This window comes from Streptomyces sp. NPDC006235 (genome assembly GCF_040613735.1).
In the GTDB taxonomy this organism is placed as follows: Bacteria; Actinomycetota; Actinomycetes; order Streptomycetales; family Streptomycetaceae; genus Streptomyces.
The window spans coordinates 1-12,477 of the sequence record NZ_JBEXSR010000066.1 but is presented as its reverse complement, the minus strand read 5'-3'; the positions used below and the strand labels follow the sequence as shown (position 1 = coordinate 12,477).

Below are 12,477 nucleotides of genomic sequence, written 5' to 3'. Positions count from 1 at the left end.
CATGACCGTTGACGCGACACCCGCGCTGGTCGAGGACAAGCACGCGGCGGCCGGGCCGCGGGTACGCCAGAGCTCCGGGTATCCGCGGTACCTCGCGGGCAAGGTGGCGGGCGCGGCCGTCTCGCTGCTGGCCGTGCTGGTCACCAGCTTCTTCCTCTTCCGGCTGATCCCCGGCGACCCGGTGAAGACCATGACGGGCGGCCGTCAGGTCTCGGCCGAGCAGCTGGCCGCCTATCGCGAGGAGTTCGGGCTCGACCTGCCGCTGTGGCGGCAGTTCACGGACTACTGCGGCAAGGCGCTCACCGGCGACTTCGGGACGTCGTACCAGTTCCGGGCCCCGGTCGTCGACAAGATCACCGAGGCGCTGCCGAACACCCTGCTGCTGACCGGGACCGCCTTCGTCCTCTACACCGCGCTGGGCATCTTCCTCGGCACGCGCTCGGCATGGCGGCACGGCAGGCTCGGCGACCGGATCAACACCGGCCTGGCGCTGACGCTGTACTCCATCCCGTCCTTCTGGCTCGGGCTGCTGCTGATCATCGTGCTGGCGGTGGGCATCGGCCCGGTCCCGGGCATGTTCCCGACCGGCGGCATGGAGTCGGGCGGCGAGGAGGGCTTCGCGTACGTCCTCGACGTGGCGCACCATCTGGTGCTGCCGGTGGTGACGCTGGTGGCCGTGGAGTACGGGCAGACGCTGCTGGTCACGCGGTCGGCGCTGTTGGACGAGATGGGCAGCGACTATCTGACGACCGCGCGGGCCAAGGGGCTGCGCGACGACCTGGTGCGGCGCCGGCACGCCGTGCCGAACGCCCTGCTGCCGACCGTCACGCTGATCTTCATCAACCTCGGCCGGACGGTGGCGGGCGTGATCCTCGTGGAGACGGTGTTCTCCTGGCCCGGCCTCGGCGGGCTCTTCTACCAGGCGCTGAGCGTGCCCGACCTGCCGCTGGTGCAGGGGCTGTTCTTCGTGTTCGCCGCCGCGGTGATCCTGATGAACACCCTCGCCGACCTGGTGTATCCCCTGCTCGACCCCCGGGTGGCCCGATGACGACGACGACCGGCACGGGCATGGGCCCGCGCGCCCTCGCCCGGCAGCGGCGCCGGGCCTCCGTCGCGCGCTTCTGGCGGCAGTACCGCTCCGAGCGGGCGGGGCTGTACGGCCTGACCGCACTGGCCCTGTGCGCGCTGCTGGCGCTGTTCGCGCCGCTGTTCGTGGGCTCCGACGTGAGCAGTGTGACCGACGCGCCGGGGCGTCCGATGCAGAGCCCGAGCGCGGAGTTCCCGCTCGGGACGGACCAGTTCGGGCGGGACCTGCTGGGTCTGGTGGTCTGGGGTTCGCGGGTGTCGCTGCTGGTCGGGCTGCTCGCGGCCGTGCTGTCGGTGGCGATCGGCACGCTGATCGGGGTCACGGCCGGCCACTTCAAGGGCTGGTACGCGACCGTCATGATGCGGATCACCGACTGGTTCCTGGTCATGCCGACGCTGGTGCTGGCGATCGCCCTGGCCACGGTGATGTCCCGCTCGCTGACCACGACCGTCGTGGCGATCGGCGTCACCACCTGGCCGACGACGGCCCGGCTGGTGCGCGCGCAGACCCTCGCCGTGGAGACCCGGCCGTACATCGAGCGGGCGAGGGCGCTGGGCGGCGGGCACTGGCACGTCATGTCGAGGCATGTCCTGCCCAATGTGATGCCGCTGGTACTGGCCCAGACGACCCTGATCATCTCCTCGGCCATCCTCGCCGAGGCGACCCTGGCCTTCCTCGGGCTCGGCGACCCCACGGTCGTGTCGTGGGGCGGGCTGCTCCAGGACGCGCGGGAGGCGGGCGCGGTCAGTGCCGGGGACTGGTGGTACCTGGTGCCGCCGGGCATCGCCATCGCCGTGGTGGCGCTGGCGTTCACCTTGTGCGGGCGGGCCGTGGAGTCCGTCCTCAACCCCAGGCTGGGGGTGTCGCGGTGACGCTGCTGGACGTCAGGGACCTGACGGTGACGTACCCGGGCGGGGCCGCCGCCGTGCGCGGGGTGGACCTGCGTCTGGACGCCGGGCAGAAGCTCGGTCTGGCCGGGGAGTCCGGCTGCGGCAAGTCCACGCTGGCGCTGGCCCTGCTGCGGCTGCTGCCCGCCGGGACCCGCATCACGGGTGAGGTCCTGCTCGACGGCGCGGACGTGCTGACGATGAAGTGGGGCCGGGTGCGGGCGGTCCGCTGGGCCGGGGCCTCGGTGGTGTTCCAGGGGGCGATGCACTCCCTCAACGCCGTGCATCGCATCGGCGACCAGATCGCCGAGCCGATCCTGCTGCACAAGAAGGCGACACCGGCCGGGGCGAAGAAGAAGGCCGGGGAGCTGCTGGAGCAGGTCGGTCTGCCGGCGGCCCGCGCGGACGCCTATCCGCACGAGCTGTCCGGCGGACAGCGCCAGCGCGTCATGATCGCCATGGCACTGGCCTGCGATCCGCGGCTGATCGTCGCCGACGAGCCGACCACCGCGCTCGACGTGATGATCCAGGCGCAGATCCTCCGGCTCATCGAGCAGCTCGTCGCGGACCAGGACCTGGGCCTGATCATGATCAGCCACGACCTGGCGGTTCTCGCCGACACCTGTGACCGGCTGGCGGTGATGTACGCGGGCCGGGTGGTCGAGGAGGGCCCGGCCCGGCAGGTGTACGAGGACGCGCGGCACCCGTACGCCAGGGCCCTGTCGGCCGCGTTCCCGCGCATCGGCGACCCGTCCTCCCGGTTCGCGCCGCAGGGGCTGGCGGGCGACCCGCCCGACCCGGCGGCGCTGCCGTCCGGCTGTACGTTCCATCCGCGGTGCCCGGTGGCGCTGGAGGCGTGCGCCGAGCAGGACCCGGTGCTTGCCGAGGCGGGGCCGGAGCGCCGGGCGGCGTGCGTCCTGGTCGGGTCGCCGGCTCAGGAGCCCCGCGAGGCCCGCGAGGATCCGGACGCCATGGAAGAAGCGAGGCCGAGTACGCCATGACCACGTCCCCCACGGCCCCCGAGGTCACCACGGCACCCCTGCTGAGCGCCCAGGACCTGCACGTCACCTTCCCAAGCCGGCACGGCGGCCCCCGGGCCCGCGCGGTGGACGGGGTCGACCTCGACATCAGGCCCGGCGAGATCGTCGCGCTGGTCGGGGAATCCGGCTGTGGAAAGACGACCCTGGCCCGCTGCCTGCTGGGCCTGGTCGAGCCGACCTCGGGCCGGGTCACCTTCGACGGCCGCCCGCTGGAGTACTCCGGCCGGTCCCTCAAGGCCTACCGCAAGCGCGTCCAGCTGGTCCTCCAGGACCCGAGCGGCTCGCTCAACCCGCGGCACACGGTGTACGACGCGGTCGCCGAGGGCCTGCGCATCCACGGGTACGGCGGTGACGAGCGGACGGCGGTCGCCGAGGCCCTCTCACGGGCCGGGCTGCGGCCCCCGGAGCGCTTCTTCCTGCGCTATCCGCACGAACTGTCCGGCGGGCAGCGCCAGCGGGTCGTCATCGCGGGCGCGCTCGTCCTGGAACCCGAACTCCTCGTCGCCGACGAGCCGGTGGCGTCCCTCGACGCCTCCGTGCGCGGGGAGATCCTCGCCCTGCTGCTGCGGCTGCGCACCGAGTTGGGCCTGTCCGCGCTGGTCGTCACGCACGACCTGGGGCTGGCCTGGAACATGGCCGACCGGGTCGCCGTGATGTATCTGGGCCGGATCGTGGAGACGGGCGCGGTGGAGCAGGTCCTGACCGCGCCCCGTCACCCGTACACGCAGGCCCTGCTGTCGGTGCTGCCGGAGGCCCCCGGCGACCCGGTGGTCCTCACCGGCGAGCCGCCGGACCCGTCGCGGGTGCCGTCCGGCTGCCGCTTTCACGCCCGCTGCCACATCCTGGCGAGCGGCGAGGCGGACAGCGCGGGCGTCGCGGCCGCGTGTCGCACCCAGGACCCGGAGGTCCTCGACGGCAGCGGCACGGCCCAGGTGGCATGCCATTGGGCGACACGCTGAAGGCCGAGCGGGGCGTGATCGTGCAGCCCGGCTAGGGCCTGTCGTTTGGATCAGGTCGCAGGGAACCGACAGCGCTGATCAGCGCCGGTGAGCGGGGTCTGGTGCGTGCAGATGCAAGGCGGAGGAGGGCGTCGATGCGGAGCATCGGCAACCGACGACAACGCCGCAGATGCGCGTGCCAGACCCCGCGTCTGCGGCGTGATCCAAACGACAGGCCCTAGGAGTGCGTCCCCCCGACATGAGCGAGCGCGCTGGGCGTCCGGCTGCCGACGATTGCCGGGGCCTCCTGGACGAGGGTGTCGTCAGTGAGTGCTTCCACCATGAACAGGGCGAAGTCCACCCGGCGCGTCAGGTTGCTTGCCAGTACCGGGTCGCCCACGTGCCGGCTCCACACGGGCAGGCCCTGGCTCTCGCCCTCCTCCAGGGAGCTGCCGCGCACCACGGTCCACCGGGTGTCGCTGGCGAACACCCGCCGGCACGCCTCGACCTGGTCGTCGAGTTCGACGGCGCGGACCAGCTTGGCCAGCACGGTGGCGATCCGGACGCCCAGGGTGAACAGCCGTGAGTACCTGTCCTTGCCGTCGCGGGTGATGTGCCAGCCGCAGGAGAAGACCAGGCGCGCGCCCGGCCGTGCGTGGTCGAGCACCGCCTGCGCGGTGCCCGACGCGTACTGCCGCACACCCCACGGCACCAGCACCGTCAGCACGCCGTCGCACCCGGCGACCGCCCGCCGGATCACCTCCGGGTCGTTCGTGTCTCCGGGGACGACGGTCATCCGGCCTTCGAACGCGGCCAGCTTCGGCACGCTGCGCTCCCGGCACACTCCGACCGCCTCGTAGCCGCGCTCCAGGGCGTGCCCGACCATGTACTGCCCGAGCTTGCCCGAAGCCCCGATGATGCAGACCTTCTTCACGCGATCCGTGTCCATGGCGCGGCCCCTTTCACCGGGATGCCTACCTTATGTTGTAAGGCAAGCTAGCCTTATGCTGTAAGGCGGTCAAGGGAGCGCACGAGGAACTCAGAAGGAGGGCCGTGGGTGGGCGAGGGAAACAAGGGCCGGCGGAGGGCGTCGGCGCGCACTCCGCTCAGTCGCGAGCGCGTGATCCGCACGGCGATGGCCGTGGCGGACGAGAAGGGAGCGGCCGCGCTCACCATGCGGGCCATCGCCGAACCGCTGGGCGTCGAGGCGATGTCGCTCTACCACCACGTGGCGGGCCGGGACGACATCCTCGACGGCATGGTGGACGCGGTGTTCGGCGAGATCGACCTGCCTCCGCGCGAGATGGACTGGAAGAGTGCCCTGCGCCACCGCGCGGACTCCGCCCGTGCCGTCCTGCTGCGTCACCCCTGGGCCGTCGGGCTCATGGACTCCCGCTCCCAGCCCGGCCCGGCGACCCTGCGCCATCACGACGCCGTCATCGGGACGCTGCGCGCCGGGGGATTCTCCGTCCCCATGGCCGCGCACGCCGTCTCGCTGATCGACAGCTACCTGTACGGGTTCGTGCTCCAGGAGCTGAGCCTGCCGTTCAGGGGCGCGGCGGAGCTGGACGAGGTCGCGGGCGCCATCCTGCGGGACATGCCCGCCGATGCCTACCCCCACCTCACCGAACTGGCCACCGAGCACGTCCTCAAGCCCGGCTACGACTACGCCGGCGAGTTCGCCTTCGGCCTCACTCTCATCCTCGACGCCCTCCACCCGGACGAGGCCGCGAACCCATAGCGAGGGCCCGGATGTGCCGGGGCCGTCAGGCGGACCGCTCGGCCGCCGCCACCAGCTCCCGGCAGCGCTTGACGTCCTCGGCGATCTGCTCGAGCAGCGCGTCCAGCGTGTCGAACCTGGCCTGTCCCCGCACGAACGCCAGGAAGTCGACGGCGACATGGAGGCCGTACAGGTCGAGGCCCACCCGGTTGATGGCGTACGCCTCCACCGTGCGCTCGGTGCCGTCGAACTGCGGGTTCGTGCCGACGGAGATCGCGGCCGGCATCGCCTCGCCCTGGGCGTGCAACCAGCCGGCGTAGACACCGTCGGCGGGGATGGCGGTGTGCGGCAGCGTCTCGACGTTGGCGGTCGGGAAGCCCATCTCGCGGCCGCGCTGGGCGCCCCGGACGACGACGCCCTCCACCCGGTGCGGACGGCCCAGGATCTCCGCCGCGCCCTGGACGTCGCCCTCGGCGACCAGACGCCGCGTCAGCGTCGAGGAGAACGGCTCGCCGCCGCCCGCCTCGCCGGTCACGTACAGGTCGACGACCTCGACGTCGAAGTCGTAGATCTTGCCCTGCTCGGCCAGGAACTCCACGTTGCCCGCGGCCTTGTGGCCGAAGCGGAAGTTGGGGCCCTCGACGACCGCCTTGGCGTGCAGTTTGTCGACGAGCACCTTGACGACGAAGTCGGCCGGGGACAGCTTCGAGAACTCGGTCGTGAAGGGGAGGATCAGGACGGCGTCCACACCGAGATCGGCCATGAGTTCGGCGCGGCGGTGGTGCGGGGCGAGCAGCGGCGGGTGGCTGCCGGGGCGGACGACCTCGCTGGGATGCGGGTCGAAGGTGACGACGACGGCGGGCACGCCCAGCTCCCGGGCCCGGTTCACGGCATGCCGGATGATCAGCTGGTGTCCGCGGTGGACTCCGTCGTAGGAGCCGATGGTGACGACGCTGCGCCCCCAGTCCTGGGGGATGTCCTCCAAGCCACGCCAGCGCTGCACTGTGCCTGCTCCTTGTCGAAAGCTCGTCGAACCCGTGTCCGTGGTTGTTCCTGGTTGCCTCGTACGCAGGTCTAAGGGTGCCATGCCGGGTGCCTCCGGCCCGCATCGGCATGGGGGTGTGACCGGGCGCACGGGGCCGCGTCCCCTCCGGCCTGCGCGGGATCCCGTCAGGCCGGGACGCCTGCGCCCGCCAGGTTCTCGATCGTCCGGTGCGAACTCGGCCCGACCAGCGCCGCCCACTCCTCGGGCGCGGCGGCCAGCCAGCGGGCCACGCGGGCGGCGAAGCCGGGCACGTGCCGGCCGAGGTCGATCAGGGCGCGGTCGAAGCGGCCGGCGCCCTCCGCGGTGCGCACGAGGAGCAGCCCGATGCGGCGGACGAGGTCGCGCAGGTCGTCGCCGCCGTTCCGGGCGGCGGCGTGCAGCAGCGCGTCCAGGACGTCGGTGTCGCGCTCGCGGTCCAGGAGCGCGTCGCGCAGCTCGCGGCGCAGCGGGCGGGAGGCGGGGATGCCGGGCGGGGTGAGGACCGCGGCGAGGGCGCACCGCAGCCGCACCGGGCCGTCCTCCAGCAGGCCGCCGACCAGCGGCAGGAGCACGGCCGGGGCCGCCGGTCCCCGGTCGAGCCGCTGGTCCACGTACGCGGCCACGTGCCCGGCGAGTTCCGGCCTCCGCTGCGCCGCCTGTCCCACCAGCGCGGCGACGCGCCGGGCCAGGCCGGGCGGGGTGGCGTCGGCGAGCGCCCGCAGCGCCTCCTCCGGGTCCGGCCGCTCCAGCCGCACCGCGAACGCGCCGAGGACCGGCTCCGGGTGGGCCGCGAGGGCGGCGGCCGGCGCGTCCGGCGGGAGGTGCGGGTCACCCGCCGCGAAGTGCTCCAACGCCCGGGGGAGATAACGGTCCCGGGTGTGCGGATCCTGGACGAGGAGGGCGAGTGCGCCGCCGTGCAGGGTGTGGTCGGCGGGGCGGGCGAGCAGGGTGAGGGCCGCGTAGCGCAGGAGGGCGCGGTCGCCTCCGGCGCTCACATGCGCCGCGACGCGCAGACCGTGCGCCATCGCGGCACTGCGTCGCGCCGGGCGCTCGTCGCGCGCCCACCGGTCGACGGCCCGGCAGACCGCCGAGGGTTCCTCCTCGGCCAGCACGGCGAGCAGTTCGTCGGCCCTGCGGTGGGCGCGGTCGACGAGCACGTCCACCAGGTCGTCCAGGGCGCTGTGCCGGTGGGTGTGCAGCAGCGCCTGCGCGGCCGTGGCGACGGTCGCATGCGGGGTGGCGGGCAGCGGCTGCTCGTCGTCGAACCAGCGGGCCAGCAGCGGCTGTACGGCAGTGGGATCGGCGGCCAGCAGCTGCGCGACGGTGTCCAGGAACCGGGGACCGGCCTCACACGGCGGGCCGTCGGCGTGCACCAGCCGCCTCAGCAGCGCGAAGCGCTCGCCCTCCGGCAGCCGCACACCGGCCCAGAACGCGGGCCCGGCCTCCTCCGGCACGGGCCTCCCCTGCCGCCGCCAGGCCACGATCCGGTCGGCGAGCAGCCGCAGCACCTCCGTGTACGGCCTCGCCTCGGGCACGGCCGACAGGGTCCCGGCGAGCAGCCGGGCCGCCCACCAGGACCGCGGATCGGCGTCCAGGGCGTGCACCAGGTCCGCCAGCCGGGAGGCCAGATGACCGGTGCCGTGCTGGCGGGCGAGGAACAGCAGGGCCTGGACGACCGGCCCGATGCGGTGGTGCGGGACGGGGTCGGACTGCGCGTCCGGACGGTGGTGGACGAGGACGTGCAGGGCCTCGTCGAGGTCGAGGTGCAGGCCCTGGAGCCAGTCGGCGAGCTCCTCGTGGGCGAAGCGGTAACCGGATCCGGCGGGCACGAGCAGGCCCTCGGCGAGGACGGCCGACGCCCAGCCGGTGCCGCCGCCGAGCCGCTCCGGTGCGGGCCCCCACGGGAACACCGCCTCGAACGCCTCCCGGTCCAGCTCCCCCGGCCCGGGTCCCAGGCTGCGCCGGGCGGCCTCGTGCACCTGCCCGGCGACCTTGGCGGCCAGTCGCCGGACGGCCGTGCCGCACAGACCGCTCCCGGCGGCCAGCCGCTGAGCGATGCGCAGGGACATCAGGTCCAGGTAGGCCGCGAAGACGTCGTCGCGGCCGACGGTGGCGCCGGGGCCGTGGGGCCCGGTCGGACGGTCGGGTGCGCCGGCGAGGGCCGCCCGGACCTCGCCGAGCAGTCGCAAAGTGAGAGGGTGCCGGGCGTCGGGGTCGACGAGGGCGCTCTCCGGGATGCCATGGCGCAGGCGGGCCTCGCGGGCCTCGTCCTCGGTGAGATCGCCGAGGCGCACACACGCGGCCCCGCCGTCGGCACCGGCAGGCCGGTGCAGGACCGCCGCCGGGAAGCCCGCCCCCTCCCAGTACTCCGCCCGGGACGCCACGACCAGCCGCACTCCCGTCTCCCTTAGCCACCGCACCGTCCCGTCCCTCCAGTCCGCCAGACGGCGGGCCAGCACCAAGGGCATCTCCTCCGGGCCGTCGAGGAGCAGCAGCAGGGGCCGGCCGAGGGCGCCGGCGAGTCCGGCCAGGCGCTCGGGCGTGGTGTCGCCCAGGTCGGCCGGCAGGTGACGGGGCCGAGACGCGGCCACGACAGGGGCGGCCCGGATCAGTGCCCGGCGTGCCGCGTCGGCCACCGAGGCGTCGTCGCCCCGCAGATCGCACCCGCGCAACCACAGTGTGGGATGCCCGCCGCGGGCGCGGCGGGCGGCGAGCGCCGCGAGCTCCGTCGTACGGCCGCTGCCGGGCGGCCCGACGAGACCGAGCACCGCCGCGGGCCCCGCCGCGAAAGCGCCGAACTCGGCCACCACAGCCGCCCGTTCCACCGGCTCCGGGAGTCCCGTGCCGCCGGGCGGGCCGTCCAGCCCCACCGCCGTGCCGGTCAGCTCCAGTACGCCGGCCAGGTTGAGGTCGGCGCCGTACGCCGGGACCGTCGCCGCGTTCTCGGCGAGCAGTTCGGCGAGCGGGCCCGCCGCGCCGGGACCCCGGGGATGCAGCGGCACGGCGAATCCGACGTCGCTGTGGTCGGAGGTGAGTGCCGTGCCGAGGACCCCGACGACCGCGCCGGTCGCGGCGTCGAGCACCGGGCCGCCGGCCGCTCCCCCGCCCAGCCGCAGCGCGTCCCGCCCCGCCGTGCCGACCGCCAGCTCCAGCGCGCCGTCGAGGCGGTGGGGGCGGTCCGTGGCGGTGTACGTCACGGCGGTCGAGCCCAGCACCCTGGCCTCGCGCCAGCCGTCGGCGGCGATCCGCACATAGGCGCCCGTCCCGGCCCCGCCCCGCACGGTGACGGGCAGCGGCGGGACACCGAGGCCCTCGGTCCGTACGAGGGCCAGGTCGAGCGCGGGCAGCGGGGTCACCGCGTCGGCGGAAACGACCCGGCGGCGGTCCCCGGCCCCGTGCAGGACGAGCCGGGGCAGGCCGTCGACCGCCTCGTGGCTGGTGACGAGCGTGCCGTGGTGGTCGGCCAGGAAGCCGGTGCCCCGGGGCCGGCCGGCGAGGTCGTGGATGCGGACGAGGGCCGGGCCGGATGCCCCGGCGTCGGTCCCCTCGGTCGTCTGCTCCGCTGCTTCGGGGCGGTCCTGGGATCCAGGTGCGCTGTCCTGTGTCTCCCCGGACCGGTTCCGCGACGTCATCGTCGAGCCTCCCCGCCGTACACCCGTGCCCTTGTGTTCGACGGTAGGGCCGGGATGATCAGCCGGACAGATCGCTCGGCGAAAGCGCCCCCTTCCGCTCCCCCGGTTCACTCCGAGCGCCCGCACGGACGGGTGAACGGAGAGGGGCGGCTGGATACACCCTAGGGGTGGGGGAACCGAGGGGGGACCGTGGAGCGGCGGCAGTGGAGGTACCCCGTGGTCGCCGCTCCACGGGCGGACGGTCCCGGTCGGGCCGTCAGCCGAAGACGGCCAGGCTCTTGGCCTTGCCGCGCTGCTCCTCGACCAGGGCGAGGAAGCGGCCCTCCGGGTCGAAGACGGCGACGGGGCCGGAGCCCGCGTACTCCTCGGGCATCTCCAGCCGTACGCCGTTGGTGAGCAGCCGGGCGCGCCGGGCGTCTACGTCCCAGCGGCGGAACGCGGCCGCGGCGGCCTCGGCGACCGGCATCACGGTCAGCTCTTGCTGGAGCTGGTCCAGGGTGCGGGCCGCGTCCAGCTTGTACGGGCCGACGCGGGTGCGGCGCAGGGCGGTGAGATGCCCGCCGACGCCGAGGTCGGCGCCCAGGTCGCGGGCGAGGGCCCGGATGTACGTGCCCGAGGAGCAGACGACGGAGACGACCAGGTCGAGTACGGCCGTGCCGTCCTCCGCGACTGCCTCCCGGACGTCGTGCACGCCGAAGGAGGAGACCGTGACGGGCCGGGCCGGGATGTCGAACTCCTCGCCGTCCCTGGCCCGCTTGTAAGAGCGCACGCCGTTGATCTTGATGGCGCTGACCTTGGACGGCACCTGCATGATGTCGCCGGTCAGCTTGGCGATGCCGGCGTCGATGGCGTCACGGGTGACCTGGGAGGCGTCCGCGGAGGAGGTGATCTCGCCCTCGGCGTCGTCCGTGAGGGTGTTCTGCCCGAGCCGGATCGTGCCCAGGTACTCCTTCTCGGTCAGCGCGAGGTGGCCGAGGAGCTTGGTGGCCTTCTCGACGCCGAGGACGAGGACGCCCGTCGCCATCGGGTCGAGGGTGCCGGCGTGCCCGACGCGTCGCGTTCTGGCGATGCCGCGCATCTTGGCGACGACGTCGTGCGAAGTGAAGCCCGACGGCTTGTCGACGATGACGAGGCCGTCGGGCGTGGTGTGCTTCTGGGTCATTCGGCGGTGTCGTCCGTCTCGTCGTCCTCGTCCGGCTTGCGGTACGGGTCGGCGTCGCCGGCGTACTTCGCGCCCGCGGAGGCCTCGCGCACCTTCTCGTCGGACTGGCGCGCCTTGTCGAGGAGGTCCTCGATGGCGCGCGCGGTGTCCGGGAGGGCGTCCATGACGAAGGTCAGGGTCGGCGTGAACTTCACGCCGGCGGCCCGGCCGACCTCGGAGCGCAGGATGCCCTTGGCGCTCTCCAGACCGGCCGCGGCGGCGTTCCGCTCCTCCTCGTCCCCGTACACGGTGTAGAAGACGGTCGCCTCCCGCAGATCGCCCGTGACCCGCGTGTCCGTGATGGTGACGTGCGAGCCGAGCCGCGGGTCCTTGATCCCACGCTGCAGCTTCTGTGCCACCACTTCCCGGATGAGGTCCGCCAGCCTCTTGGCCCGCGCGTTGTCGGCCACTGGTCCGTCTCCCGTTCTTTCCTGTCTGGGTCGTTCTCGGTTCGTCAGTCGTCTTCGCCGTGGAAGCGCCGCCTGACGGACAGCAGCTCCACCTCGGGGCGGGCGGCGACCAGCCGTTCGCACCGGTCGAGGACCTCGCTCACGTGCCCCGCGTCGCCGGACACCAGCGCGAGGCCGATGACGGCCCTGCGGTGGAGGTCCATGTGATCCACCTCGGCCGCGCTCACCGCGTACTTGCGCTGGAGCTCGGCGACGATGGGGCGGACGACGGAGCGCTTCTCCTTCAGCGACCGTACGTCGCCGAGGAGCAGGTCGAAGGACAGAGTCCCCACGTACATGTGTGTATCCGGATGACCCGCCGGTACGGGATCGATGGCCCTGCGGTTGGGGCAGGGACATCAAGAACGGTACCGCGTACCTGCCGGTGGCTCGACGGGGTTTTCCCGGCGAGCCCTCGGCGATCTTGCGCCCGAAGTCGAGGCAGACCACCTTGTCGCACAGGCCCATCACGAAGCCCATGTGGTGTTCGACCACCACC

At 73.6% G+C, this 12,477-nt stretch carries 11 protein-coding genes; 5 read left to right on the top strand and 6 right to left on the bottom strand.

Annotated features, from left to right (window positions below; genetic code table 11):
* The first annotated feature begins 1 nt into the window (after position 1).
* Genes ABZ192_RS40585 through ABZ192_RS40570 form a run of 4 tightly spaced genes read left to right on the top strand, consistent with a single transcriptional unit; the run spans position 2 to position 3,973 of the window.
* A complete protein-coding gene (locus ABZ192_RS40585; RefSeq protein ID WP_356929486.1) occupies positions 2-1,048 on the top strand; it encodes an ABC transporter permease in 1,047 nt (348 codons plus the stop codon).
* Positions 1,045-1,959: an ABC transporter permease gene (locus tag ABZ192_RS40580; RefSeq protein ID WP_356929485.1), complete on the top strand. Its 915-nt coding sequence runs from the start codon at positions 1,045-1,047 to the stop codon at positions 1,957-1,959. Before ABZ192_RS40585 ends, ABZ192_RS40580 begins: the two co-directional genes overlap by 4 nt.
* A complete protein-coding gene (locus tag ABZ192_RS40575) occupies positions 1,956-2,975 on the top strand; it encodes an ABC transporter ATP-binding protein (RefSeq protein WP_356929484.1) in 1,020 nt (339 codons plus the stop codon). The genes ABZ192_RS40580 and ABZ192_RS40575 overlap by 4 nt, the downstream gene beginning before the upstream one ends.
* The gene (locus ABZ192_RS40570; RefSeq protein WP_356929483.1) at positions 2,972-3,973 is read left to right on the top strand and encodes an ABC transporter ATP-binding protein; all 1,002 of its coding nucleotides are present in this window, start codon (positions 2,972-2,974) and stop codon (positions 3,971-3,973) included. Before ABZ192_RS40575 ends, ABZ192_RS40570 begins: the two co-directional genes overlap by 4 nt.
* A gap of 217 nt (positions 3,974-4,190) precedes the next feature.
* On the opposite strand, the gene ABZ192_RS40565 is transcribed toward ABZ192_RS40570, so the two are convergent.
* Positions 4,191-4,901 carry an NAD(P)H-binding protein gene (locus ABZ192_RS40565; RefSeq protein WP_356929482.1) on the bottom strand — a complete coding sequence of 237 codons (711 nt, stop codon included), beginning with the start codon at positions 4,899-4,901 and terminating at the stop codon, positions 4,191-4,193.
* 186 nt (positions 4,902-5,087) lie between these two features.
* On the opposite strand from ABZ192_RS40565, the gene ABZ192_RS40560 reads away from it, so the two are divergent.
* Positions 5,088-5,693 carry a TetR/AcrR family transcriptional regulator C-terminal domain-containing protein gene (locus tag ABZ192_RS40560; RefSeq protein ID WP_356929496.1) on the top strand — a complete coding sequence of 202 codons (606 nt, stop codon included), beginning with the start codon at positions 5,088-5,090 and terminating at the stop codon, positions 5,691-5,693.
* Between the two features lie 25 nt (positions 5,694-5,718).
* On the opposite strand, the gene ABZ192_RS40555 is transcribed toward ABZ192_RS40560, so the two are convergent.
* The 5 genes from ABZ192_RS40555 to ABZ192_RS40535 all read right to left on the bottom strand — a co-directional run bounded on the left by ABZ192_RS40555 (position 5,719) and on the right by ABZ192_RS40535 (position 12,277).
* Positions 5,719-6,675: a bifunctional riboflavin kinase/FAD synthetase gene (locus tag ABZ192_RS40555; RefSeq protein ID WP_356929481.1), complete on the bottom strand. Its 957-nt coding sequence runs from the start codon at positions 6,673-6,675 to the stop codon at positions 5,719-5,721.
* Between the two features lie 167 nt (positions 6,676-6,842).
* On the bottom strand, positions 6,843-10,328 hold the full coding sequence (locus tag ABZ192_RS40550; RefSeq protein WP_356929480.1) for a trypsin-like peptidase domain-containing protein: 3,486 nt from the start codon (positions 10,326-10,328) through the stop codon (positions 6,843-6,845).
* Positions 10,329-10,584: 256 nt separating this feature from the next.
* Complete coding sequence (gene truB, locus ABZ192_RS40545; RefSeq protein WP_356929479.1) at positions 10,585-11,490, bottom strand: tRNA pseudouridine(55) synthase TruB; 906 nt, start codon at positions 11,488-11,490, stop codon at positions 10,585-10,587.
* A complete protein-coding gene (rbfA, locus tag ABZ192_RS40540) occupies positions 11,487-11,939 on the bottom strand; it encodes a 30S ribosome-binding factor RbfA (RefSeq protein WP_356929478.1) in 453 nt (150 codons plus the stop codon). Before rbfA ends, truB begins: the two co-directional genes overlap by 4 nt.
* A gap of 44 nt (positions 11,940-11,983) precedes the next feature.
* A complete protein-coding gene (locus tag ABZ192_RS40535) occupies positions 11,984-12,277 on the bottom strand; it encodes a DUF503 domain-containing protein (protein ID WP_356929477.1) in 294 nt (97 codons plus the stop codon).
* Positions 12,278-12,477: the final 200 nt, after the last annotated feature.